The organism is Mumia sp. Pv4-285, assembly GCF_041320275.1.
GTDB classification, from domain to species: domain Bacteria; phylum Actinomycetota; class Actinomycetes; order Propionibacteriales; family Nocardioidaceae; genus Mumia; species Mumia qirimensis.
In genome coordinates this window covers 4,373,610-4,397,279 of record NZ_CP162023.1, presented here as the reverse complement: position 1 = coordinate 4,397,279, position 23,670 = coordinate 4,373,610, and the positions used below count along the sequence as shown (strand labels likewise).

The 23,670-nt window shown below is 71.3% G+C and carries 22 protein-coding genes; 12 read left to right on the top strand and 10 right to left on the bottom strand.

All coding sequences use genetic code 11. The annotated features are described in order from the left end of the window. The first annotated feature begins 57 nt into the window (after positions 1-57). From AB3M34_RS20965 to AB3M34_RS20945, 5 genes are all read left to right on the top strand, one after another. Complete coding sequence (locus tag AB3M34_RS20965) at positions 58-477, top strand: universal stress protein (protein ID WP_370616798.1); 420 nt, start codon at positions 58-60, stop codon at positions 475-477. 58 nt (positions 478-535) lie between these two features. Next, on the top strand, positions 536-1,246 hold the full coding sequence (locus AB3M34_RS20960) for a MerR family transcriptional regulator (protein ID WP_370616797.1): 711 nt from the start codon (positions 536-538) through the stop codon (positions 1,244-1,246). 59 nt (positions 1,247-1,305) lie between these two features. After that, positions 1,306-2,190 (top strand): alpha/beta fold hydrolase, encoded by an 885-nt coding sequence (locus AB3M34_RS20955; protein WP_370616796.1) that lies wholly within the window; start codon positions 1,306-1,308, stop codon positions 2,188-2,190. Between the two features lie 115 nt (positions 2,191-2,305). After that, positions 2,306-3,517 (top strand): acetyl-CoA C-acetyltransferase, encoded by a 1,212-nt coding sequence (locus AB3M34_RS20950; protein WP_370616795.1) that lies wholly within the window; start codon positions 2,306-2,308, stop codon positions 3,515-3,517. Positions 3,518-3,554: 37 nt separating this feature from the next. Then, entirely contained in the window at positions 3,555-5,747 is a 2,193-nt protein-coding gene (locus AB3M34_RS20945; protein WP_370616794.1) for a 3-hydroxyacyl-CoA dehydrogenase NAD-binding domain-containing protein, read from the top strand. Here AB3M34_RS20945 and AB3M34_RS20940 read toward each other — a convergent pair. Together AB3M34_RS20940 and AB3M34_RS20935 are read right to left on the bottom strand one after the other, a co-directional pair. Then, positions 5,692-6,594 (bottom strand): cytochrome c oxidase assembly protein, encoded by a 903-nt coding sequence (locus AB3M34_RS20940; RefSeq protein WP_370616793.1) that lies wholly within the window; start codon positions 6,592-6,594, stop codon positions 5,692-5,694. The two genes, AB3M34_RS20945 and AB3M34_RS20940, sit on opposite strands and share 56 nt — an antisense overlap. Then, positions 6,591-7,145 (bottom strand): DUF2243 domain-containing protein, encoded by a 555-nt coding sequence (locus AB3M34_RS20935; RefSeq protein ID WP_370616792.1) that lies wholly within the window; start codon positions 7,143-7,145, stop codon positions 6,591-6,593. The genes AB3M34_RS20940 and AB3M34_RS20935 overlap by 4 nt, the downstream gene beginning before the upstream one ends. Positions 7,146-7,244: 99 nt before the next feature. Between AB3M34_RS20935 and AB3M34_RS20930 the strand changes: the two genes are divergently transcribed. From AB3M34_RS20930 to AB3M34_RS20915, 4 genes are all read left to right on the top strand, one after another. Then, entirely contained in the window at positions 7,245-7,886 is a 642-nt protein-coding gene (locus tag AB3M34_RS20930) for a GntR family transcriptional regulator (protein ID WP_370616791.1), read from the top strand. Beyond that, the gene (locus AB3M34_RS20925; RefSeq protein WP_370616790.1) at positions 7,883-9,202 is read left to right on the top strand and encodes an ankyrin repeat domain-containing protein; all 1,320 of its coding nucleotides are present in this window, start codon (positions 7,883-7,885) and stop codon (positions 9,200-9,202) included. Before AB3M34_RS20930 ends, AB3M34_RS20925 begins: the two co-directional genes overlap by 4 nt. 64 nt (positions 9,203-9,266) lie before the next feature. Then, entirely contained in the window at positions 9,267-10,688 is a 1,422-nt protein-coding gene (locus AB3M34_RS20920; RefSeq protein WP_370616789.1) for an APC family permease, read from the top strand. After that, the gene (locus tag AB3M34_RS20915; protein WP_370616788.1) at positions 10,685-11,569 is read left to right on the top strand and encodes a universal stress protein; all 885 of its coding nucleotides are present in this window, start codon (positions 10,685-10,687) and stop codon (positions 11,567-11,569) included. The genes AB3M34_RS20920 and AB3M34_RS20915 overlap by 4 nt, the downstream gene beginning before the upstream one ends. 132 nt (positions 11,570-11,701) lie before the next feature. On the opposite strand, the gene AB3M34_RS20910 is transcribed toward AB3M34_RS20915, so the two are convergent. The 4 genes from AB3M34_RS20910 to AB3M34_RS20895 form a co-directional block, all read right to left on the bottom strand. Further along, on the bottom strand, positions 11,702-13,213 hold the full coding sequence (locus tag AB3M34_RS20910; RefSeq protein ID WP_370616787.1) for a carboxyl transferase domain-containing protein: 1,512 nt from the start codon (positions 13,211-13,213) through the stop codon (positions 11,702-11,704). Beyond that, complete coding sequence (locus AB3M34_RS20905) at positions 13,210-14,379, bottom strand: CaiB/BaiF CoA transferase family protein (RefSeq protein ID WP_370616786.1); 1,170 nt, start codon at positions 14,377-14,379, stop codon at positions 13,210-13,212. Before AB3M34_RS20905 ends, AB3M34_RS20910 begins: the two co-directional genes overlap by 4 nt. A 63-nt stretch (positions 14,380-14,442) precedes the next feature. Beyond that, a complete protein-coding gene (locus AB3M34_RS20900) occupies positions 14,443-15,249 on the bottom strand; it encodes a class I SAM-dependent methyltransferase (RefSeq protein ID WP_370616785.1) in 807 nt (268 codons plus the stop codon). Then, positions 15,246-16,607, bottom strand: a complete 1,362-nt coding sequence (locus AB3M34_RS20895) for an SLC13 family permease (RefSeq protein WP_370616784.1) — start codon at positions 16,605-16,607, stop codon at positions 15,246-15,248. Before AB3M34_RS20895 ends, AB3M34_RS20900 begins: the two co-directional genes overlap by 4 nt. A gap of 147 nt (positions 16,608-16,754) precedes the next feature. Here AB3M34_RS20895 and AB3M34_RS20890 point away from each other — a divergent pair, with 147 nt between their 5' ends. The 3 genes from AB3M34_RS20890 (at position 16,755) to AB3M34_RS20880 (ending at position 19,261) form a co-directional block, all read left to right on the top strand. Next, the gene (locus AB3M34_RS20890; RefSeq protein ID WP_370616783.1) at positions 16,755-17,414 is read left to right on the top strand and encodes a FadR/GntR family transcriptional regulator; all 660 of its coding nucleotides are present in this window, start codon (positions 16,755-16,757) and stop codon (positions 17,412-17,414) included. A gap of 113 nt (positions 17,415-17,527) precedes the next feature. After that, a complete protein-coding gene (locus AB3M34_RS20885; protein ID WP_370616782.1) occupies positions 17,528-18,526 on the top strand; it encodes an ABC transporter substrate-binding protein in 999 nt (332 codons plus the stop codon). Between the two features lie 99 nt (positions 18,527-18,625). Then, positions 18,626-19,261 carry a hypothetical protein gene (locus AB3M34_RS20880; protein ID WP_370616781.1) on the top strand — a complete coding sequence of 212 codons (636 nt, stop codon included), beginning with the start codon at positions 18,626-18,628 and terminating at the stop codon, positions 19,259-19,261. Between the two features lie 26 nt (positions 19,262-19,287). On the opposite strand, the gene AB3M34_RS20875 is transcribed toward AB3M34_RS20880, so the two are convergent. Genes AB3M34_RS20875 through AB3M34_RS20860 form a run of 4 tightly spaced genes read right to left on the bottom strand, consistent with a single transcriptional unit; the run spans position 19,288 to position 23,576 of the window. After that, positions 19,288-20,328 (bottom strand): LacI family DNA-binding transcriptional regulator, encoded by a 1,041-nt coding sequence (locus AB3M34_RS20875; protein WP_370616780.1) that lies wholly within the window; start codon positions 20,326-20,328, stop codon positions 19,288-19,290. After that, complete coding sequence (locus AB3M34_RS20870) at positions 20,325-21,749, bottom strand: GH1 family beta-glucosidase (protein ID WP_370616779.1); 1,425 nt, start codon at positions 21,747-21,749, stop codon at positions 20,325-20,327. Before AB3M34_RS20870 ends, AB3M34_RS20875 begins: the two co-directional genes overlap by 4 nt. After that, positions 21,746-22,654 carry a carbohydrate ABC transporter permease gene (locus AB3M34_RS20865; protein ID WP_370616778.1) on the bottom strand — a complete coding sequence of 303 codons (909 nt, stop codon included), beginning with the start codon at positions 22,652-22,654 and terminating at the stop codon, positions 21,746-21,748. The genes AB3M34_RS20870 and AB3M34_RS20865 overlap by 4 nt, the downstream gene beginning before the upstream one ends. Positions 22,655-22,664: 10 nt before the next feature. Further along, positions 22,665-23,576 carry a carbohydrate ABC transporter permease gene (locus AB3M34_RS20860; protein WP_370616777.1) on the bottom strand — a complete coding sequence of 304 codons (912 nt, stop codon included), beginning with the start codon at positions 23,574-23,576 and terminating at the stop codon, positions 22,665-22,667. Between the last annotated feature and the right edge of the window lie 94 nt (positions 23,577-23,670).

The following is a 23,670-nucleotide window of genomic DNA, read 5'->3' as shown; positions in this document are numbered from 1 at the left end:
GTCCGTGATCGGTCTTTCGAGGTCGCCTCACGCACGCCGAACCGACAGGATGGCGACATGAGCACGTCACCGCAGAAGACAGGGACGATCGTCGTCGGCAGCGACGGGTCTGCCGGAGCGCGCCGGGCGCTGCACTGGGCCATGACCGAGGCCGACCTCCGCGGCGCCGCGGTGCAGGTCGTGGTCACCGTCGACCCGCAGCGCTCGTCGGTGGAGACGATCGCCGACGCGCAGGAGATCGCGCGCGAGACGGAGGAGGCTGCGATCCTTCACGGCGGCGACGTCGAGGTCTCGGTCGGGGTCCACGAGGGGTTGCCGGTGGACGTCCTCCTGTCCGTCGCTGCCGGCGCGCAGATGCTGGTCCTGGGCAGCCACGGCACGTCGTCGATCAAGCACAACGCGCTCGGCTCCGTCAGCGACGTCCTCGCCCGTACGGCGCCGTGCCCGGTCGTGATCCTGCCGATGGGGGCCGCCTGACGCGCACGCCTCCACCGTGAGCCGGACGATGCGGCAGGCCCGGCGCTAGGGTGCGGCCATGACTCCCTCCGAGCGTCTCTCCGTCGAACAGCTCGCCGAGCGGGTCGGCATGAGCGTGCGGACGATCCGCTTCTACGCGGGCCGCGGGCTGATCCCGCCTCCGGTGCGCGAGGGCCGCAACGGCTTCTACGGCGCGGACCATCTCGCCCGTCTCGAGCTCGTCCGCGAGCTCCAGGCGCACGGCTTCACGCTGTCGGCGATCGAGGGCTACCTGGAGCGGCTTCCCGCCGAGGCGACGCCGGGTGACGTCGCCCTCCAGCGGACGATGCTCGCGCCGTGGCTCTCCGACCTCCCGGAATCGGTCGACCGGGCGACGCTCGAACGGCGTGCGGGGCGGTCCCTGTCCGACGACGACATCGAGCTGCTGGTCGCGCTGCGCGTCGTCGAGCCGACGCCGGACGAGGACGTCTTCCGCGTGGCACCCGCACACCTGTCCGTCGGGATCGGTCTGATGAACCTCGGCCTGCCGGTGGACGGAGCAGTCGAGGCGGAGCGGATCATCGAGACGCACGCCCGCGCGATGGCGGAGGAGCTCACCGAGGTCTTTCGGGAGAAGGTCCTCCCGCACTACCGCGCGAGCGGAGAGCCGCCCGAGGCGATCGCGGCGATCATCGAGCAGTTCAAGCCGCTGACCGTGCAGGCGCTCGTGACGGCCTACGAGAGCGCGGTGAACGAGACGAAGCGGGCGACGATCCGACGGCGGACCTGAGGCGACAGCGTACGATTGCGCGAAGAAACCGTCAGGTCTGTCTGCAAGTGAGGTCACTCGTGGGAGTTCCCGCCTGGTTCACCGACGCGCTCGCCGAGCCGTACCACCGCCACGACATCGACGTCGACGGCGCACGCATCGCGTACCGGACGTGGGGCGAGCCCGGGAAGCCCGTCGTCGTGCTCGTCCACGGCGGCGCGGCGCACGCGGGGTGGTGGGACCACGTCGCGCCGTTCCTGACCGCGTCGCACCGCGTGGTCGCGATCGACCTGTCCGGACACGGTGACTCCGGGAGGCGGCCGGCGTACGGCATCGCGACCTATGCGCGCGAGCTGATGGCGGTCGCGAGTGCCGAGGGAGTGGGCCGTGGCGCCTCGGGGACCAAGCCCGTCGTGATCGGTCACAGCATGGGCGGCTTCGTGACGCTGGCCGCTGCGCGCGACTACGGCGCCGACCTCGCGGGCGCATGCGCGATCGACTCGCCGGTGCGCCAGATCACCCCGGAGGCGCGGGCGTGGCAGCAGTCCCGGCGCCGGCTGCCGGGAACGCGGGTCTACCCGACGTGGGAGGCCGTGGTGGCCCGCTTCCGGACGCTGCCCGAGGACGGGGCGACGCTGCCGTACGTCGAGGAGCACATCGCCGCAGGGTCCGTCCGCGAGGTCCCGGACGGATGGACGTGGAAGTTCGACCCGAAGATCTTCTTCAGTGCGCAGATGGAGCCGGAGGACCTCACGTCGACGGTGTGCCCGACCGCGCTGATCCGCGGCGAGCGCGGGATGGCGACCACCGACATCACGGCCGCCGTCGCCGAGCGGCTCGGCGGGCACGTGCCGGTGACGGTGGTCCCGGACGCCGGGCACCACATCATGCTCGACCAGCCGGTCGCGCTGATCGCCGCGCTCCAGGCCCTGCTCGGTGAGTGGTCGCGCCCGCCGCGGAAGTGATCGGGACCCGGTTGGCACTGTGACAGTACCGCTGTCATAGTGGTGTGCGTATCATTGACATGGCCGTTACTGACAAGTAACTTCTGCCGGGTCGCCAACGAATCGAAGGACCGCCATGACTGAGGCATTCATCTACGACGCGATCCGCACCCCTCGCGGGCGCGGCAAGAAGACCGGATCCCTGCACGAGGTGAAGCCCATCAGCCTCGTGACCGGGCTCCTCGAGGAAGTCCAGAAGCGCAACCCGACACTGGACCCCGCCCAGGTCGAGGACGTCGTCCTCGGCGTCGTGACGCCGGTCGGTGACCAGGGCTCCGACATCGCCAAGACCGCCGCGCTCGCCGCCGGACTGCCCGACACGGTCGCCGGCGTCCAGCTCAACCGCTTCTGCGCCTCGGGCCTCGAGGCCGTCAACCAGGCCGCGCAGCGCGTCCGCTCCGGCTGGGAGGACCTGATCCTCGCCGGTGGCGTCGAGTCGATGAGCCGCGTCCCGATGGCGACCGACGGCGGCGCCTGGGCGCTCGACCCGCGGACCGCGTTCGACACCGACTTCGTCCCGCAGGGCATCGGCGCCGACCTGATCGCGACCGTCGAGGGCTTCAGCCGCACCGACGTCGACACGTACGCCGCCGAGTCGCAGGCCCGCGCGGCCAAGGCGATCGCCAACGGCTACTTCGCCAAGTCGGTCATCCCGGTCACCGACATCAACGGCCTGACGATCCTCGACCACGACGAGTTCGTGCGTCCCGGCACCACCGTCGAGTCGCTGTCGTCGCTCGCGCCGTCGTTCGAGGCCATCGGTGACTTCGCCGGATTCGACTCGGTCGCGCTCGAGAAGTACCACTCGGTCGAGAAGATCAACCACGTCCACCACGCCGGCAACAGCTCCGGCATCGTCGACGGCGCCTCCATCGTCGTGATCGGCAACGAGGAGGCCGGCACGCGCAACGGCCTGACGCCGCGCGCCCGCATCCTCTCCACCGCCGTGTCCGGCTCCGAGCCGACGATCATGCTCACCGGCCCCGCGCCCGCGACCCGCAAGGCGCTCGCGAAGGCGGGCCTCGAGGCGAGCGACATCGACCTGTACGAGATGAACGAGGCGTTCGCCGCCGTCGTGCTCCGCTTCATGAAGGACATGTCCGTCCCGCACGACATCGTCAACGTCAACGGCGGCGCGATCGCGCTCGGCCACCCGCTCGGTGCGACCGGCGCGATGATCCTCGGCACGCTCGTCGACGAGCTCGAGCGTCGTGACCAGCGCTACGGCGTCGCCACGCTGTGCGTCGGCGGCGGCATGGGTATCGCCACCGTCGTCGAGCGCCTCTGACCTCCTCGCCCACCAGACTCACACGGAGCAGCCACACATGACTGAGAACGCAACCGCGGACGCCGTCCGTTACGAGCGCGGCGAGGACGGCATCGTCACCCTTGTCCTCGACGATCCCAACCAGAGCGCCAACACGATGAACGAGGCCTACCAGGCCTCGATGAAGGCCGCCGTCGAGCGCCTGAAGGCCGAGAAGGACGACGTCGTCGGCGTCGTCATCACCAGCGCGAAGAGCACCTTCTTCGCCGGCGGCGACCTCAAGCTGATGACGCAGATGACACCGGCCGACGCGCCGGAGGTCTTCGCCGGCGTCGAGGAGATGAAGGCGTCGCTGCGCGCGCTCGAGACCCTCGGCAAGCCCGTCGTTGCCGCGATCAACGGCGCCGCCCTCGGTGGCGGCCTCGAGATCGCGCTGGCCACCCACCACCGCATCGCGGTGGAGGGCGGCTACGAGATCGGCCTCCCGGAGGTCACCCTCGGCCTGCTGCCCGCCGGTGGCGGCGTCACCCGCACCGTGCGCATGTTCGGCCTCCAGAAGGCGCTCATGGAGGTGCTGCTGCAGGGCCCGCGCATGAAGCCGGCCAAGGCGCTCGCCACCGGGCTCGTCGACGAGCTCGTCGCGACCCAGGACGAGCTCGTCCCGGCGGCCAGGGCGTGGATCCTCGCCAACGTCGACAACGCCGACGCCTCCACGCAGCCGTGGGACCAGAAGGGCTACCGGATGCCCGGTGGCACCCCGTCCACCCCCAAGCTCGCGCAGTTCCTCCCGGCGTTCCCCGCCACCCTGCGCAAGCAGACCAAGGGTGCCCCGTACAAGGCGCCGCGCAACATCATGTCGGCGGCCGTCGAGGGCGCTCAGGTCGACTTCGACACCGCGTCGCGCATCGAGTCGCGCTACTTCGTCGACCTGGTCACCGGCCAGCAGTTCAAGAACATGACGCAGGCGTTCTTCTTCGACCTCGGTGCCATCAACGCGGGCGGGTCGCGCCCCGCAGGCATCGCCCCGACGAAGGCCTCCAAGGTCGCCATCCTCGGCGCGGGCATGATGGGCGCCGGTGTCGCGTACGTCTCCGCGCGTGCGGGCATCGACGTCGTTCTCAAGGACGTCTCCCTCGAGGCTGCCGAGAAGGGCAAGTCGTACAGCACCAACCTCCTCGACAAGCAGGTCGAGAAGGGGCGCCTGACGGCTGAGAAGCGCGACGAGATCCTCGCGCGCATCCACCCGACCGCCGACTACGCCGACCTCGCTGGCTGCGACTTCGTCATCGAGGCCGTGTTCGAGTCGGTCGACCTCAAGAAGCAGGTCTTCGGTGACCTCGAGCCGATCGTCAACGCCGACGCGCTGCTGGGCTCCAACACGTCGACCCTGCCGATCACCATCCTGGCCGACGGCGTCAAGCGCCCCGAGGACTTCATCGGGATCCACTTCTTCTCGCCCGTCGACAAGATGCCGCTGGTCGAGATCATCGTGGGCGAGAAGACCTCCGACGAGGCGATCGCCCGCGCGCTCGACTACGTCAAGCAGATCAAGAAGACCCCGATCGTCGTCAACGACAGCCGCGGCTTCTTCACCAGCCGCGTCTTCGGCACCCTCACCATGGAGGGCGCCGAGATGCTCGCCGAGGGCCTCGACCCGGTCTCCATCGAGCGCGCCGCGACGACCAAGGGCTTCCCGGCGCCGCCGCTGGCGATGATCGACGAGGTGACGCTGACGCTGCCGCAGAAGATCAACGCGGAGGCCAAGGCCGCTGCCGAGGGCGAGGGCAAGGCGTTCCCGGACAGCCCGGCGATGGACGTCATCAACATGCTCGTCGACCAGGACCGCAAGGGCAAGGCCGCCGGTGCCGGGTTCTACGAGTACCCCGCCGACGCCAAGAAGCACCTGTGGTCGGGCCTCTCGCAGTTCCGCAAGGAAGGCGCCGAGATCCCCTGGGCCGACATGCAGGAGCGCTACACCTTCATCATGGCCATCGAGACGGTCCGCTGCCTCGAGGAGGGTGTCCTCCGTACGGTCGCCGACGCCAACATCGGCTCGATCTTCGGCATCGGCTTCCCGCCGGTGTTCGGTGGTGCGCTGCAGTACATCAACGGCTACGAGGCCGCTGACGGCCGCATCGGCGTGAAGGCCTTCACCGAGCGGGCGCAGGAGCTCGCAGAGGCGTACGGCGAGCGCTTCACCCCGCCGGCGATCCTGCTCGAGAAGGCGGCGAAGGACGAGTCGTTCGTCTGATCCCTGCTTCGACCGCAGGGCCCCGCGACCGCACGGTCGCGGGGCCCTCGTGCGTCCGGCGCCAGGTGAGGAGCAGCGCGAGCGCGAGCATCAGCTCGATGACGTCGCCGCCGTAGTACATGAGGTTGCCGCCTGCCTGCAGCTGCGCCACGGGCTCACGGACCTGCACGAAGAGCCCCGCGTACAACAGCTGGGCGACCGTCGCGTGCACGGCGATCGCTGCGCCGAGCACGACGAGCCGTGCAGGCACTCCGGGGCGACCGGGCGCGGGGTCCGGCCCTGCGACGACCCACGCGAACAGGACGCCCGCCAGCAGCATGTGGAGATGGACCAGCACGTGCACGGCCTGGCTGCGGGTGGTCAGGTCGTACAGCGGGGTGAAGTACAGCAGCACGAGGCCGCCGCTGCTGAGGGTGAGCGCCACGACCGGACGCGTGACCACCCACACCGGACGGGAGCGAAGGAGCCGGCCGAGGCCGACGGCGCTCCGGTGCGGGAGGGTGCGCAGGGCCAGCGTGACCGGCGCGCCGAGGACGAGGCCGAGCGGCGCCAGCATCGCGAGCAGCAGGTGCTGGGCGACGTGGCCGGAGAAGCTCGCATCGGCGAACCTGTCGACGCGCGGCGACAAGGCGAACGCCAGCACCGCGGCTCCGGCGACGAACATCGCGGCCCGGACGTACGGCCATCCGCGTCGTCGGCGCTCTGCCACCGCCGCGACCACGTACGCCAGGGCCACCACGCCGACGAGCGCCGAGCCGCCGAGCGTGACGACCGTGCCGACGACGTCACCGGAGCCGCCCTCGTGCCCGCCGGGTCCGTGCGCCAGCACGGCTCCTGCGTACGTCATCGGCGCTCTGTCGCGGACGCGTCGCTGAACGTGGCTCCGCGCTGCAGCAGCCAGCCACCGAGCACGAGGAGTGCGCCGAGCGCGAGGAAGCCGAGGTCCCACGCGAGCTGGTCGGGACCGGTCCGGACGTGGTGGATGCCGAGCAGGTGGTGGTCCACCACTCCTTCGACGAGGTTGAAGAGGCCCCACCCGACGAGGGCCCACCCCCACAGTGCGCGCGACGCCCATACGCGGCCGCGCGAGTGCTGGACCCGCGAGTAGAGGACTGCCAACCCGGCCAGGACCATGACCCACGTGAAGGCGTGGAAGATCCCGTCCCAGAGCGTGTTGATCTCGAGGCCGTGGACGGTGTCGGCGGGGTAGTACGGGACGCCGACGTTGTCCGTGTCGGTCGACGTGAGCAGGTGGTGCCACTGCAGGACCTGGTGGAGGACGATCCCGTCGACGAAGCCGCCCAGCCCCACACCGAGGAGGATCCCGGGGAGCGTGAGTGACGGTGGTCGGGCGGACCGGTCCGTTCGGCGGGCGCGTGAGGCGGTCGGCGTGGCCATCGGACGGGCTCCCTTCGTCGGCATCGACTCGGTACCCCGGGCCGGTCGTGCGAAAACGGGCGAGATCGAGGGTTTGGCAGTTTGGTATACCGTTTTTGCATGACCGCCGAACCGTTCCGACCGCTGCGGGACGACGTCCGCTCCGCCGTCCGTGAGCGCATCGTGCGCGGCGACTACGCCCCGGGCACCCGCCTCGTCGAGCGCGCGATCGCGAGCGACCTCGGGGTGTCGCGCGTCCCGGTCCGCGAGGCGCTGCACGCCCTCGTCCGCGAAGGCTTCGCCGTCGACCGCGCGACCCGCGGGATCGAGGTCCGCCAGTACGACACGGCGCAGATCGCCGAGCTCACCCAGGTCAGCGGTGCGCTCGAGGGCGTCCTCGTCCGCCGGCTCGCGTCCGACGCGCCGACGGCCGACCTGGAGCCGCTCCGTCTCGTCCTCGACGAGGCCGCCGACGCGCTGGGGCTCGGAGACCTCGACGCTGCCGTCGCCGCCAACGCGCGCTTCCACGAGGTGCTCGTGGAGATCGACCCGGGCAGCATCGTCGGCGAGATCCTCGACGGACTCACCGAGCGGCGCCGTTGGCTGCTGCGCCAGCACACCGATCCTGCGACCGTCCACCACGAGCACGCCGACCTGTACGCCGCGCTGGTCGCCGGGGACGCCGAGCGCGCCGTCGCGATCGTCGACGCCCATGCCCGTGACTCCGCCGTACGCGCGGTGTCGTCGATGGGCCCGCGATGACCCGTCCCGTCGCGGCCGTCGTCGCCGCACTCGTCGTCGTGCTGGCCGGGTGCACCGGGACGGAACCCCGCGCCGGCCGAGAGCCGGCCGGCTCGGCGGCGACCAGCGCCGTACCGTCCCCCAGCCCGTCCACCAGCCCGTCGACCCCTGCGAGCCCGACCACGGCTCCCTCCGCGAAGGACCCGTACGTGAACCTCTCCCAGGACGAGCTCGACTCCCGTCTCCTCGCCGCAGCGTGGAAGAACGACGTCGCGACCGCGCGCCGCCTCATCGACGCGGGCGCGGACGTCAACGCCAAGGACGACACGGTCCAGAGCCCGTACCTGGTGTCGACCAGCGAGGGCTACCTCCGCCTGCTCGAGCTCACGCTGGCCCACGGCGCGGACGTGAAGAGCCTCGACTCGTTCGACGGCACCGGCCTGATCCGTGCGGCCGAGCGAGGTCACGCCGACATCGTCGGTCGTCTGGTCCAGGCCGGCGTCGCCCTGGACCACGTCAACAACCTCGGCTGGGTGGCGCTGCACGAGGCGCTCGTGTTCGCCAAGGCGGAGCGGGCGAGGGACTACGTCGACACGACGCGGGTGCTGGTCGCGGCAGGCGCCGACGTCACGGTGCCGTCCCGCCGCGACGGGGTCTCGCCCGTACAGCACGCGCGCAGCCGCGGCCTTGACGCGCAGGCCGAGCTCCTGCGGCGGGCAGCCGACGCCGAGCGCATCCCGCGGGCCCAGGCGAACGGCCGCCTGCTGCGGGCGGCGGAGCGGGGCGACGCCGACGCGGCCGCTCTCGCGCTGCGGGCCGGCGCCGGTCTCGAGACCCGCAACGAGCTGCAGCAGACACCGCTTCTCCTCGCCAGCGCGAACGACCGCACCGCCGTGGCGCGCCTGCTCGTGAACCTCGGCGCCGACCCCGATGCGCTCGACCACCGCCACGACACCCCGTGGCTCGTGACCGGCGTGACGGGAAGCGTCGACATGCTGGAGATCCTGCTGCCGGCCAGGCCGGACCTTGCGATCAAGAACCGGTTCGGCGGCCTCTCGCCGATCCCCGCGTCGGAGCGGGGGCACGTCGACTACGTGCGCCGCGTCGCGCAGACCGGGGTCGACCTCGACCACGTCAACGACCTCGGCTGGACGGCGCTGCTCGAGGCAGTGATCCTCGGCGACGGGTCCCGGCCGTACCAGCAGATCGTCCGGATCCTCGTCGACGAGGGCGTCGACACCGCGATCACCGACAAGGAAGGGCGCACCGCGCTCGACCACGCCAGGTCCCGCGGATTCGACGCGATCGCGCGCACCCTGGAGGGTGCTGCGCGCTGAGTCGGCCGGCCCGGTCGGACGACTCCGGCTTGCGGACACGTCGAGGGCGTGCGTTTGATCGGTCATGGCCGACTCGTTCACGTCGCAGATCTTCCGGCGGATGCCGGTCGGGCGGCACCCGCACACCGAGGAAGGCCTCAAGCGCACGATCGGGCTCGTCCAGCTGGTCGGATTCGGGGTCGGGGCGACCGTCGGGACGGGCATCTTCTTCGTCCTCACCACCGCCGTTCCCGACGCCGGACCAGCCGTTGTCGTCTCCTTCGTCATCGCGGCGATCACCGCCGGGCTGACCGCACTCTGCTACGCCGAGCTTGCCGGCAGCGTGCCCGTGTCGGGGTCCTCGTACTCGTACGCCTACGCCACTCTTGGCGAGGTGGTCGCCATGATCGTGGCGGCGTGCCTGCTGCTGGAGTACGGCGTGTCCGCGTCCGCGGTGGCGGTCGGCTGGTCGGAGTACCTCAACCAGCTCCTCGACAACCTCTTCGGCGTGGAGATCCCGCACGCGCTGTCGTACGCCCCTGAGGCCGGAGGCGTGGTCAACCTGCCGGCGATGGTCCTGGTCGCCCTCTGCGCCATGCTCCTGATCCGGGGCGCGAGCGAGTCGGCGACCGTCAACACGGTGATGGTCGCGATCAAGGTCGGCGTCCTCGTGCTGTTCGTCGCCATCGCGGCTACCGGCTGGGACAGCAACAACCTCGCGGACTTCGCCCCGTTCGGCGTCGCGGGCATCCAGACGGCGTCGGCGACGATCTTCTTCTCGTACATCGGGCTCGACGCCGTGTCGACAGCAGGCGACGAGGTGAAGGACCCGGCGCGCACCATGCCGCGCGCGATCATCCTGTCCCTGATCATCGTCTCCACCCTGTACGTCGCGGTGGCGCTGACCGCGGTCGCGGCCCAGCCGTGGCAGGACTTCGAAGGGCAGCAGGCCGGCCTCGCGCAGATCCTCGAGAACGTCACCGGATCGACCTGGCCGAGCACCGTGCTCGCGGCGGGCGCGGTCATCTCGATCTTCAGCATCACCCTCGTCGTCCTGTACGGGCAGACGCGCATCCTCTTCACGATGGGCCGCGACCGGATGCTCCCGCCGATCTTCGCGCGGGTGAACCCGCGGACGCTGACCCCGGTCCCGAACACGATCATCGTCGCGACGGTCGTCGCACTCATCGCCGGCTTCGTGCCGCTGGAGTGGCTCCTGGACACGGTGAGCATCGGCACGCTGGTCGCGTTCATGGTGGTCGCGGTGGGCGTGATCATCCTCCGGCGCCGTGCTCCCGACCTCGAGCGGTCGTTCAAGGTGCCGCTGTACCCGGTGGTTCCGCTGCTCTCGATCGCGGCGTGCCTCTACGTCATCACGGGTCTGGCGCTGGTCACCTGGATCGTGTTCCTGGTGTGGGTGTCGATCGCGCTGGCGTTCTACTTCTCGTACGGCTTCAAGCGCTCCACCCTGCGCAACCCGGCGAGCGACGAAGAGGTCGCGCCGTGACCGTCGTGGCCGGGATCGGGCCGGACGGGCGTGGCGCCGGAGCGGTGCACCTCGCCGGCCGGATCGCGGCGTCGACCGGCGAGGACGTCCTGATCTGCAGCGTGGTCGCGGACGCGTGGGGCCGGGCGTCCGCGGTGGCCGGAGCCGATGCCGACTGGCGCCGCCACCTCGAGGCGGGGGCGGTCGAGGCCGTCGCCGAGGCGCGTACGATCCCGCCGCCGGAGGTTCAGGTCGACGCCGTGGTCCGTACAGCCCGCTCGGTGCCGCGCGAGCTGGCTGCCGAGGCCGAGCGCGTCGACGCGACCATGCTCGTCGTCGGGTCGGCAGGGGATGCGCTGATGGGACACGTGGCGCTCGGCAACGTGAGCACGTGGCTGCTCCACCGGGCGTCGACGCCGGTCGCACTCGCGCCCCGGTCGTTCTGGTCGGAGCCGTCGGACCGTCTCGAACGCCTCGTCCTGGCTGTCGACTCCCACGACGCGGTCGACTCGGCGCTCGACGCGACCACGTTCCTGGCGCGGCACGCCGGTGTCGGGCTCGCGCTCGCGACCTTCGGCGTACGACGTCTGCCGGCTTTCCCGGACGGCGGTGGCCGTCGCGCCGACGACGCGGTCTACGAGGCGTGGCGCGAGGGGATCGACGCTCTCCACGAACGCGCCGCGACCCTGGTGGAGAGGAGCGGCGTCCGGGTGACCGACCGGATCGTCGCCGTCGCCGACTCGTGGCGCGGCGCGGTCGACAAGGTGCACTGGCGCGAGGGCGACCTGCTCGTCATGACGTCGAGCCGCGAGGGGCCGGTCCGGCGGATCTTCCTCGGCTCGAACGCCCCGCGCATCATGAGCCACGCGCCCGTACCCGTGCTCACGCTTCCTCGGCGGTAGGCCTTCCGCCCGCCGCGTTACGCGCCCCCGTTTGAGGTGTGAACACCCGCAACGCCGCATCGCACCCCGTACGAGAGGTGGGAACGGCAGGTTTGAGGTGTGAGCACCTCAAACGGGAAGAGCCACCACCGATCAGCGCGTGCCGCTCAGCCCGTGGCGGAAGCGCCCGCGTCGCGCAGCACGGCGTGCACCGTCGTCGGTGGCCCAGAGCGCGGCCAGCTCCTCCTCGACCACGGCGCTGACGCGTCGGCAGAACGCCTCCGGTTCGTCCGCGGCGTCGGGCGTCTCGGCGACCACGCGGTCCACGACGCCCTCCTCCGACAACGCCGCAGCGCCCACGCCCTGGGCGCGCGCCATCTCCGCGGCCCGGTCCGGGGTCCGGTGCACGATCGCGCTCGCCCCTTCCGGCGGGAGCGGGGAGAGCCACGCGTGCTGCGCGGCGACGACCCGGTCGGCCGGAAGCAGGGCGAGCGCTCCGCCGCCGGTGCCCTGTCCGAGCAGCACGGTCAGCGTCGGCACGGGGAGCGTCACCATGTCGGCGAGCGAACGCGCGATCTCACCGGCGAGCCCGCCCTGCTCGGCATCGACCGACAGCGCCGCACCCGGGGTGTCGATCACGCTGACCAGCGGCAGACCGAGCTCGGCGGCGAGCCGCATCCCGCGGCGCGCCTCGCGGAGGGCGTCCGGGCCGAGGGGGCGTACGGTCGTCTGCTCGCGCCGGTCCTGACCGAGCAGCACCGCCGGCGCCTCGCCGAAGCGCACCAGGGCGAGGACGAGTCCGTGCCCCGCCTCGCCCTGCCCGGTGCCGTTGAGCGGGACGACGTCGGCGGCGCCGTGCCGCAGCAGCGCGCGTACGCCGGGACGCTCCTCGCGCCGCGACGCGAGCACGGCCTCCCACGCGTCGGTCGGCGGCGCGGGGTCCGGCCCGGTCGTGGTGGCCTCCGACGAGGCCTGTCCGGCGGTCGGCCGAGGCGTCTGCAGCACGCGCAGCGCCCGGTCCACGATGTCGGCCAGGTCCTCCGGCGGGAGCACGGCGTCGACGATCCCGTGGGCGTAAAGGTTCTCCGCCGTCTGCACGCCCTCCGGGAACGCCTCGCCGTACAGCGCCTCGTACACGCGCGGCCCCAGGAACCCCAGCAGCGCCCCGGGCTCGGCGACCGTGATGTGTCCGAGTGAGCCCCACGACGCCATCACGCCGCCGGTGGTGGGGTTGCGCAGGTAGACGAGATACGGGAGACCGGCGTCCTTGTGCGCGCAGATCGCCGCCGTGATCTGGACCATCCGGACGAACGCGGGCGTCCCTTCCTGCATCCGCGTGCCGCCCGAGACCGGTGCGGCGAGCAGGGGGAGTCCCTCGGCGGTGGCGCGCTCGACCGCGACCGTGAGTCGCTCCGCCGCGTCGACGCCGATCGACCCGGCGAGGAACCGGAACTCCCCGACGAGGACGGCGACCCGGCGACCGCGGATCGTCCCTTCGCCCGTCAGTACGGCCTCGTCGGTGTCGGCGCGCTCCTCGGCGCGGGCGAGGTCGGCGGCGTACGACGCGTCGACCGCGCCGCGGATCACCGGCGCATCCCAGGACCGGAACGACCCGTCGTCGAGGACCAGGTCGATCAGCTCCTGGGCGCCGAGCCGCGTGCTCATGCCTCGTCCGTCTCGCACGCGTCGAGCCACGCGGCGACGGAGGCGTTGTGCTGTCCGAGCCGCGGGGGCGCGAGGTGGGTCTCGCGCGCCCCGGCGTAGGGGTGGTCGTCGAGGCGCAACGCCGGCCCGGGGAGCTGGACGGTGCCGAGGCTCTCGTGCTCGACGTCGATGAGCAGACCTTGCGAGCGGGTCTGGTCCCAGGTGTAGACGTCGTCGAGGGTGCGGACCTTGCCGGCGGGGATGCCGGCGTCGGCGAGCCGGGCGAGCCACACCTCGGCACCTTCGTCGGCGAACCGTGCCTCGATCAGGGCGATCAGCTCGTCGCGGCGGCGCACGCGTTCGGGGTTCGTCGCGTACGGCGCGGCGCCGGCGTCGAGCCCGATCAGCGGGGCGAAGCGGGCCCAGAGGCCCTCGCTGCCGACAGCGATCTGCACGGGCGAGTCGGCGGTGCGGAACAGGCCGTACGGGGCGATCGACGGGTGGTGGTTGCCCATCCCTCGGGGGACCTCGCCGGCGACCGTCCACCGGGTGCCCTGGAACGCGTGGACCCCGACGATGCTGGCGAGCAGGCTGGTGCGGACGACGCGTCCACGACCTGTGGTGTTGCGCTCGTGCAGCGCCGCGACCACGCCGTACGCGGCGTTCATCCCGGCCAGCAGGTCGCCGATCGGGACGCCGACCTTGGTCGGCTCGTCGGGCGACGGGCCGGTCAGGCTCATCAGCCCGGCCTCGCCCTGGGCGATCTGGTCGTACCCGGCGCGCCCGCCCTCGGGCCCGTCGTGCCCGAACCCGGTGATCGAGCAGATCACCAGGCGGGGGTTGAGCTGGTGCAGGCGCTCCTCCGAGAAGCCGAGCCGGCTGAGGACGCCCGGCCGGAAGTTCTCCAGCAGCACGTCGGCCTGGCGTACGAGGCGCGTCAGGAGCGCCCTGCCGTCGTCGCTCTTGAGGTCGGCGGTCACCGACTCCTTGTTGCGGTTGCAGGACAGGAAGTAGGTGGACTCCTCGTCGCCGGGCTCGCCGACGAACGGGGGACCCCAGCCGCGGGTGTCGTCACCGGTCGGTGACTCGACCTTAATGACGCGGGCGCCGAGGTCGCCGAGCATCATCGCGGCGTGCGGGCCGGCGAGGGCACGGGTGAGGTCGAGGACGACGATGTCGGACAGCATGCGGTGCTCCTGCTGATCGGTGGACGAGTCTGGCGGTCGGTACGGCGCTGGCGGCGAGGTCGGTCAGGGACGGTGGGCGGCGGTGAGCTCCCAGGTCTGGGTGAACCAGACTCCATCGTCGCGCTGCTCGGGGCCGAAGCCGGTCGGGACACCGCCGGCGAGCTCTTCGGCGAACGCGCTGCGGACGCGGTCGGCGCGCTCGGAGGAGGTGAGGGACTGGGCGAGCCACGGCTCGAGCGGGCGGGTGTACGAGCGCTGGTCGGTGCGGTCGACCGCGGCTCCGAGGCCGCGGAGGAGCTCGGCGACCTCGCCGAGGACGGGCGCTCGCAGGTGGGAGTCGTCGCGCCAGGTCTCGATCGCGTCCTGGCGCGCGGCGATCGCCGGGTCTGCGGAGGAGGCGAGGTCGTGGACCACGAGGCGGCCTCCCGGACGGCAGGCCGCGAGCATCGCGCGGAGGAGGCCCCGAGGGTCCGGCACGTGGTGCAGCGAGAACCGGGTGACGGCGACGTCGATGCTGCCCGCCGGGACGGTCGCGTCCACGGCGTCAGCGAGGACGAACTCGACGTTGGTCAGTCCGGCAGTCGCAGCAGCGGCACGACCGCGCTCGACCATGGCCGGAGTGGTGTCGATACAGGTCACGTGAGCGACGTGCGGAGCGAGGGCACGGCCGACGAGTCCCGTCCCCGCAGCGAGGTCGAGGCAACGGTCGGACGGTTCCGGTGCTGCGGCCTCCACGAGCCAGGCGAGACCTGCCGTGAACGCCGCGTTCAGCGACGGCTCCTCGAAGGTCGCCGCTTGAGCGGTGAAGGACGCCCGGAGGCGGGCGGCGTGGTCGCCGCCCGCCCCGCGGGTGTGCTCGTGGTCGGTCACGCGCTCGGCAGGACCAGGATCGCCCAGGTGACGATCGGGGCGACCACGACGATGGACATGCCCCACTGCATGAGGCGCTTGAAGACCATCTCGCGCTCGCTCTCGTCCGAGTTCGCGACGATCAGCGCGCCGTTGGTCGAGAACGGGCTGCAGTCGACCACCGAGCTGGAGATCGCGAGCGCGGCGATCAGCCCGATCGGGCTGACCTGGTCGGTGAGCAGGAACGGGACGGCCAGCGGGATCAGCGCTCCGATGATGCCGGTGGTCGACGCGAACGCCGAGACGACGGCGCCGATGAAGCAGATCAGCAGGGCCGCGAGCAGCGGTGCGCCGACATCGGCGACGCGGTCGCCGAGCCAGGTGACGACACCGTGGTTCTGGAGGAGGTTGACGTACGTGACGATGCCGCCGACCAGCAGGATCGTGCCCCAGCTGATCTTCTCGACCGCGCCGCGAGCCGACGGCGGGAAGAGCAGCGTGAGCACCACGGCGACGGTCAGGGCGGTGAACCCGACGTCGAGGTCGAAGGCGAGTGCGCCGACGATCAGCGCGACCAGGCCGAGGAGGGTGGTCGAGCGCTCGAGGTTGAGGCGGGTGTCGTCGTCGACCTCGTCTGAGGCGGCATCGGTGTGGTGGAGTCCGCGCTCCACGACGGAGCCGGGCGTGCCCGCGACGGTGCCGCGGGTCGCTGCGCTGCTCGCGGCATCGGCGGTGGCGCCGATCTCGGCGAGCGCTCGCTCGTCCTTGCCGCGCTGGATCAGCTCGCGTCCTCCGAAGACGAAGTACGTGATCGTGGCGACGAGGGTGGCGGCGATCATCGCCGAGAGGAAGAGGAACGTCGCGCTGCCCTCGATGTCGTTGGAGTCGACGACGCCGTTCGTGATGCTGCCGAAGATGCCGATCGGCGAGAAGCTGCCGCCGGTCGCGCCCTGCACGACCATCATCCCCATCATCACGGAGTTGATGCGGTAGCGGTGCGCGAAGCCCATCGCCACGGGCGCCACGATCGCGACCGCGGCGGGGCTGACGGCGCCGATGCCGGTGACGACCGCGCAGACGAAGAACATCGCCCACGGGACGAGGGCGACGCGGCCTCGTACGGCGCGGACCGCGCCATGGACGATCCAGTCGACGGTGCCGTTGTTCTTCGCCAGTGCGAAGAGGTAGGTGACGCCGACGAGGATGACGAAGAGGTCTCCCGGGAAGCCGGCGATGATCGCGTCCGTGTCGTCACCGAAGACGCTGAGGCCCACGATGAAGGCAGCCACGAGCGCGAGGGCGCCCATGTTGATGCTGCGGACGGTCGCGATCAGGAAGACCAGCGCGAGCGCGGCCAGCGCGACGATTTCGGTGGACACGGAGTCCCCTCCTGTGTTTTTGAGACAGTTCAGCGAGACGGTTCAGCGTGAGACAGGTCAGTGTGGTCCAGACCACAGGTTCAGTGGCCTAGCCTCTGGTCCAGTGGCCCAAATGTCAAGTACGCTCTGGTCCATGAGGCGGTGCTTATGAGCAGGACGGACGGTCAGCGCGGGCCCGGTCCCGTCCCGCGTCCGCGGCTGTACGAGCACCTCGCCCAGCACATCTCGGACTTCATCGAGGCCCAGGGCCTGGTCGCCGGGGACCGTCTCCCACCGGAGCGTCAGCTGGCCCGCGACCTCGGGGTCAGCCGGGCCACCCTGGCCCAGGCGCTGGCTGCGCTCGAGATCCAAGGACGGGTCGAGGTCCGCCACGGGGTGGGTGCTCTTGTGCGCCAGGCGCCGGTCGCGGAGCAGGACCTGTCCGGCCGGATCGCCGCCCATCCGAGGACCGAGGTGGCGCTGGCCCGGGAGGCCGTGATGGCAGGCGTCGCGCGAGCCGCTGCCGCCCACCCGCAGAAGGCGATGCGGATCGCCATGCTCGGTGCCGACGGCACGGTCCCGCCGTTCGACGAGGTGTGGCGCTGCGTCCGGCGGCTCGCGGGCACCAGCCTCCTCGGGGAGCTCGAGGACGTCCTCGCGGCCCAGTGCCCGGACCCCACCGAGACGCCGGAGGTCCGAGCGCGTCTCGACGAGCTCGCCACGGCGGTCGTCCGCGGCGACGGCGAGGCGGCGGCCCGAGCGTGCGTCGGGCTCCTCGTGGTGCCTGCCGCCACGCGCGACGACGACGTCGCGCTGCCCGTCGAGTGAGGTCGCGGGGGTGTCTCGGATCTTGGCTTGAGGTTAGCCTCGCCTAATCAGTCCGCTAAGGTGAGGCCCTGCTGCACGCCGCAGCTTCCCCCATCTTCACCACGGAGACACCGATGAACCGACGCGTCAGCGTCCTCGCCGCCGGCCTCGCGCTGGCCTTCGCCGCCACCGCGTGCGGCTCCTCCGACTCCGACGACGCCAACGCCGACACCGGCGCCTGGTCGTACGTCTCGGGCGACGGCAAGACCTACGAGGCCGACGAGGTGCCGGAGCGGATCATCGCCCACGCCTACGCCGCCGCCGCGCTCATGGAGCACGGCATCAAGCCGATCGCCGTCTATGCCGACGGACCGATCAAGGACGACGTGGGCCTCCAGGGCGTCGACTTCGACGGCATCGAGGTCATCGGCGAGACCTGGGGCAAGATCGACGTCGAGAAGGCCGCCGAGCTCAAGCCTGACCTGATCGTCGGCGACTACTGGCCGGTCGAGAAGGCGTACAGCGGTGTCGAGGACGGCGTCGAGGAGGCCAGCAAGCGCATCGCCGAGCTCGCCCCGATCGTCGGCCCGGCGCAGGGCGACTCGATCGTCGACCTCATCGAGGGGTACGCCGATCTCGCGGAGTCGCTCGGCGCGGACGTCGACGGCGGCAGCGGTGCCGACGCCAAGGCGGCCTTCGAGTCGGCGCGCGAGGCGTTCTCGGAGGCTGCGGCCGCCAAGCCCGGTCTCACCGCGCTGGCGGTCGGCCCCTACGACGACACGTACGCCGTGGCGGTGCCGAAGTACGCGCCGGAGCTGCTGGACTTCCAGGAGTGGGGCCTCGACGTGATCGTGCCGGAGAAGCCCGACGCGGACTTCCCCTACTGGCAGTCGCTGAGCTTCGAGAACGCCGACACCTACCAGCCCGACCTGCTGCTGTTCGACGACCGCAACTACCCGGGCAACTTCGAGACGCTCGAGGCACAGCCGACCGCGTCGCACATCAAGGCGTTCGCGGCTGAGCAGTACACGGAGTGGCCGGCGTACTGGCTGCACACCTACACCGACTACGCCGCCCAGCTCGAGGAGCTCACCGCCGCCATCGAGAAGGCCGACCCGAACATCGGTTCCTGAGTTCGCGAGCGAGACACTCTGCGTGCGTTCGCGAGCCACTGTCGTACGGCGGTGGCTCGCGGACCTGCAGAAAGTGGCTCGCGGACTAGCCTGGAGGCCGTGGATGGGCGAACGCTCCTGCTCGGCGACTGGACGCCGCTCGTTCGCGACGGGATCGACGTCCTGCGCCTCGGCCTGGTGCTCGCCACCGGAGCCGCACTCGTCCTCGGGGACTCCGGCGCCGCGCTGGCTCTCGGGTTCGCCGCCGCGCTCGCCCTGCTGGCCAGGGTGGTCAACCTGCCGCGCATGTACGACCTAGGCTTCGTCCTGGTGCTGACGCTGCACGCGACGGGTGAGTCCCTCGGCTGGTACGACTCGCTGGAGTGGTTCGACCGCGTCGTCCATGTGGTGCTGCCGTGCCTGGTCGCGCCGGTGCTCTACATCGGGCTGGCGAGGCTCGAGGTCCTGCCCGATCCGCGCGACGACACGCACCCGCGCCACTACGTCGGCATCGCGGTCGTCGCCTTCTGCTTGGGCATGGCGGTCGGCGGGCTGTGGGAGATCGTCGAGTTCTCCTCCGACGGGGTTCTCGATACGGCGCTGTCGGAGGGCAACGCCGACACGGTCGGCGACCTCGTCGCCGACGCCGTCGGCTCCCTCGTCGGTGCCGTCCTCCTCGTCGCCTGGGCGGTGTGGGGCTGGGGATCCGTGCGTCGCGTCAGCGGCGACAACACCTATGAGGACGTCGACGCCTGACCCGGACACCGGCGAGCCGGCGCACACTAGGAGGAGCCGCGCTGCACGAGGCTCGTCGGGAGGACCACGCTGCGTGACTCGGCCGCCTCGGACTCCGTGAGCGACGCCAGCAGCATCTCGGCCATCTCGCGTCCGAGGCGCTCCACCGGCTGGTTGACCGTCGTCAGCGGAGGGTCGCTCACCGCGGCCATCGGCGAGTCGTCGAACCCGACGACGGCCACGTCGCCCGGGACCGTACGACCGGCCTCGCGCAGCGCCCGCAGCGCCCCGAGCGCCATCGGGTCCGACGCGACGAAGACGGCGTCCAGGTCCGAGCGCTGCTCGAGCAGCCGACGCATCGCCCGCCAGCCGCCGAGCTCAGTGAAGTCACCGACGGAGACCAGGTCGGGGGAGTCGGGGATCCCGGCTGCGGCGAGCGCCTCGCGGTAGCCCTGGAGCCGGTCGCGGCCGGCCTGCATGTCGGGCGGGCCCGCGATCGTCGCCACGGTCGTACGGCCACGCGCGAGCAGGTGCGCCGCGGCGCCGCGGGCTCCGCCGACGTTGTCCACGTCGACCCAGCTCGCCTGCTCGTCACCGGGCGGACGGCCGCCGTGGACGAGAGTCAGACCCCGGTCGCGGAGCCGCTGCGGGAGGTCGTCGCCCTCGTGCTGCGAGAGCAGGAGGGCGCCGTCGACGTGCTGCGGGCTGAGGTACGCGGCGGGCTCGTCCGTGCGTTCGGCCGCACCGTGCACCAGCACCAGCACCAGCTGCCGGCCGTGCTCGTCCATCACGCGCGAGATGCCGCGTACGACGCCCGCGAAGAACGGCTCGCTGAACAGCCGCTCCTCCGGCTCGGAGATCACGAGCGCGATCGCGCCCGTACGCCGCGTGACCAGGGAGCGTGCGGCCTGGTTGGGGACGTACCCCAGCTCGGCGACCGCCTTCATCACGGCGTCGCGCGTCTGCGGGGCGACCGCGGGTGAACCGTTGATGACCCGCGACGCCGTGCCGCGTCCGACGCCCGCGAGCGCCGCGACCTGCTCGAGCGTCGGGCGTTGTGGCGTACCGTCCGCCCGACTACCCGTCATCCGTCCAGTATCCCGCTTCGAGGGCCCGCCCCGCTCCTGTGGGCCTCGAGGAGCGCGGCGTACCAGACGGCACTGTCCTTCGGGGTGCGACGCTGCGTCTCGTAGTCGACGTGCACGAGCCCGAACCGCTTCTCGTAGCCGTACGCCCACTCGAAGTTGTCCATCAGCGACCACGCGAAGTAGCCGCGGACATCGACGCCGTCGGAGATCAGCCGAGACGTCGCGGCGAGGTGGTCGCGCAGGTAGGCGAGCCGCTCGGGGTCGTGCACCCGTCCGTCGACGTCGACCACGTCGTCGTACGCGGAGCCGTTCTCGGTCAGGTAGATCGGGACGGCCGGGTAGGTCTCGTGGACCCAGCGCACGATGTCGTACAGCCCGTCCGGGTCGACCTCCCAGCCCATGGCCGTCACCGGGAGCCCTCGCGACAGGAACTCGACGCCGGACGAGCCCGGGTACGCCGACGGCGCGACGACGTGCCGCGTGTAGTAGTTGACGCCGAGGAAGTCGAGCGGTGCGGCGATGATGTCGGTGTCGCCGTCGCGGACGAACTCCAGCGCGCTCGTGGCCCGGACGTCCTCGACGACGTCGGCCGGGTAGCCGCGCCCGAACAGGGGGTCCAGGAACCAGCGGTTGGACAGACCCTCGATGCGGCGGACGGCGTCGTCGTACGCCGGACGGTCCGGACCGTCGTACGTCGGGGGGACCGCCGGCGCGGTCGGGTAGAGGTTGACGGTGATGCCGAACGGCACCGACGGTGCTGCGGCGCGGACCGACTCGGACGCCAGCCCGTGGCCGAGCAGCAGGTGATGGGACGCGGCGAGGGCAGCCGCGCCGTCGCGGCGCCCGGGGGCGTGCACGCCGTTGCCGTAGCCGAGGAACGCCGAGCACCAGGGCTCGTTGAGCGTGATGAGGCCGTGGAGCCGGTCGCCGAGCGCCTCGGCGACGATGCCGGCGTACTCGGCGAACCGGTACGCGGTGTCGCGGACCGGCCAGCCGCCGGCGTGCTCGAGCTCGATCGGCAGGTCCCAGTGGTAGAGCGTCGCCCAGGGGGCGATGCCGTTCTCCAGCAGCGTGTCGACGAGCCGGTCGTAGAACGCGAGCCCGGCAGCGTTGGCGGGACCCGACCCGCCCGGCTGGATCCGCGGCCACGCGACCGAGAACCGGTACGTGCTCAGCCCGAGGTCGCGCATCAGCGACACGTCCGACGGCACGCGGTTGTAGTGGTCGCAGGCGACCTCGCCGGTGTCGCCGTCGTGCACGCGCCCGGGCTCGGCGGAGAAGACGTCCCAGATCGACGGGGTCCGGCCGTCGGTGGAGACAGCTCCTTCGATCTGGTACGCCGCGGTCGCAGCGCCGAACGCGAAGTCCCGGGGGAACGCCGTCGCGAGGGCGGTGAGCGGATCGGTGACGAGGTCCGTCATCCCTTGACTCCACCTTCCATGATTCCGCCGACGATGCGGCGGCCGAACAGGACGAAGACGAGGACCAGCGGCACGGTGGCGAGCAGCGTGCCCGCCATCACCAGGGCCTGGTCGGTGTAGTAGCCGCCGGAGAGCCGCGACAGCGCCACCTGGACGGTCGGGTTCTCGGGGGCGAGCGTGAGGTAGGGCCACATGAAGTCGTTCCAGCGCTCCATGAACGTGAGCAGTCCGAGCACGGCGACGGCCGGCCGCAGCGCCGGGAAGATCACCTGGAAGAAGATGCGGGTCGTCGACGCGCCGTCCACCCGGGCCGCCTCGATCAGCTCGTCGGGGATGGCCTGCATGACGTACTGGCGCATGAAGAACACACCGAACCCGGTGACGAGGAACGGCAGCACCGCCGACCACAGGCTGCCGGCGAGACCGAGCCAGCCCATCAGCATGTAGAGCGGGACGAGCCCGAGCTGGACCGGCACCATCATCGTGCCGATGACGCCCAGCAGGAGGATGTTCTTGCCGCGGAACCGCAGCTTGGCGAACGCGAACCCGGCCAGCGCGGAGAGCGTGACGACGCTGATCGTCGCGACCGTCGCCACCATCAGCGAGTTGAGCAGCGCCTGCGCGAAGACGACGTCGGGGTTCTCGAACACCCGCGTGACGTTGTTGCCCAGCTCGCTGCCCGGAGTCAGCGGCGGCGGGTTGGACGTGATGTCGCTGTTGGGTCGCGACGCCATCACGACCATGTAGTAGAGCGGGGCGATCGAGCCGAGCACGACGAACGTCATGACGAGGTACGTCAGCGGCGACGCGCGGTGGATGCGCGAGCGGCGCCGCTTGCGGCCCGGGGGCTCCGGCTCGTCGGTGGCCGTCAGCGTCGGCAGGGTCGCGGTCATCGGTGTGGTCATCGGGCGCTCCTCAGTCCGCCGAGCGGATTCGTCGTACGAGCAGGGAGTTCACCAGCGAGACCAGGACGATCACGGCGAACAGGACCCAGGCGATGGTGGCGGCGTAGCCGAAGCGCTGGCCGGTGAAGGCCTGCTCCACGACGTACATCGCGCTCGTCTGGAACTGTCGGATGTCGCCGCCGGTGATCGCGTTCGCGCCGGGGTTGAACAGCAAGGGCTCGGTGAAGAGCTGGATCCCGCCGATCGTGGAGACGGTGACGACGAACATCAGCGTCGGGCGGAGCATCGGGATGGTGATCGACCAGAACTGCCGGGCGGCGGAGGCGCCGTCGAGCCGCGCGGACTCGTACAGGTCCTTCGGGACGGCCTGGAGTGCGGCGAGCAGGATGAGCGCGTTGTAGCCGGTCCAGCGCCAGTCGACCATCGTCGCGATCGCGATCCAGGACGGCAGCCGCTCCTGGTTCCAGGCGATCGGTTCGATGCCGACGAGGCCGATCATCCAGTTGACGATCCCGAAGTCGCGGGAGAACGCCATCGTGAAGATGATCCCGACCGCGGCGACCGACGTGGCGGTCGGGATGATGACGCCGACCCGCCAGACGGTGATCGCCCGCAGGCTGGCGTTGAGCACCTGCGCCAGCGCAAGAGCGGCGATCATCTGCGGGATGGTCGCGATCAGGAAGATCGCGAAGGTGTTGAGCAGGCTGTTCCAGAAGTAGCCGTCGTTGAACAGCTCGGTGTAGTTGCCGAACCCGACCCAGCCCTCGTTGCCGCCGAGCAGGGTCCAGTCGTGCAGGGAGACCCACAGCGTGTAACCGAGGGGGAAGAGCCCGAAGATCCCGAAGAGCAGGAAGAACGGGGCGATGAAAAGGTACGGCGCGCCGTGGATGTCGATCCGGGCGAGCCTGTCACGCAGGTGCATGCCGGCTCCTGGGGACGAGGTCTGGACGGTGGGATGGTGCGTGGTGCCCGCGCCGCGGTAGGGGTCGCGGCGCGGGCACCACGGGTCACGCAAC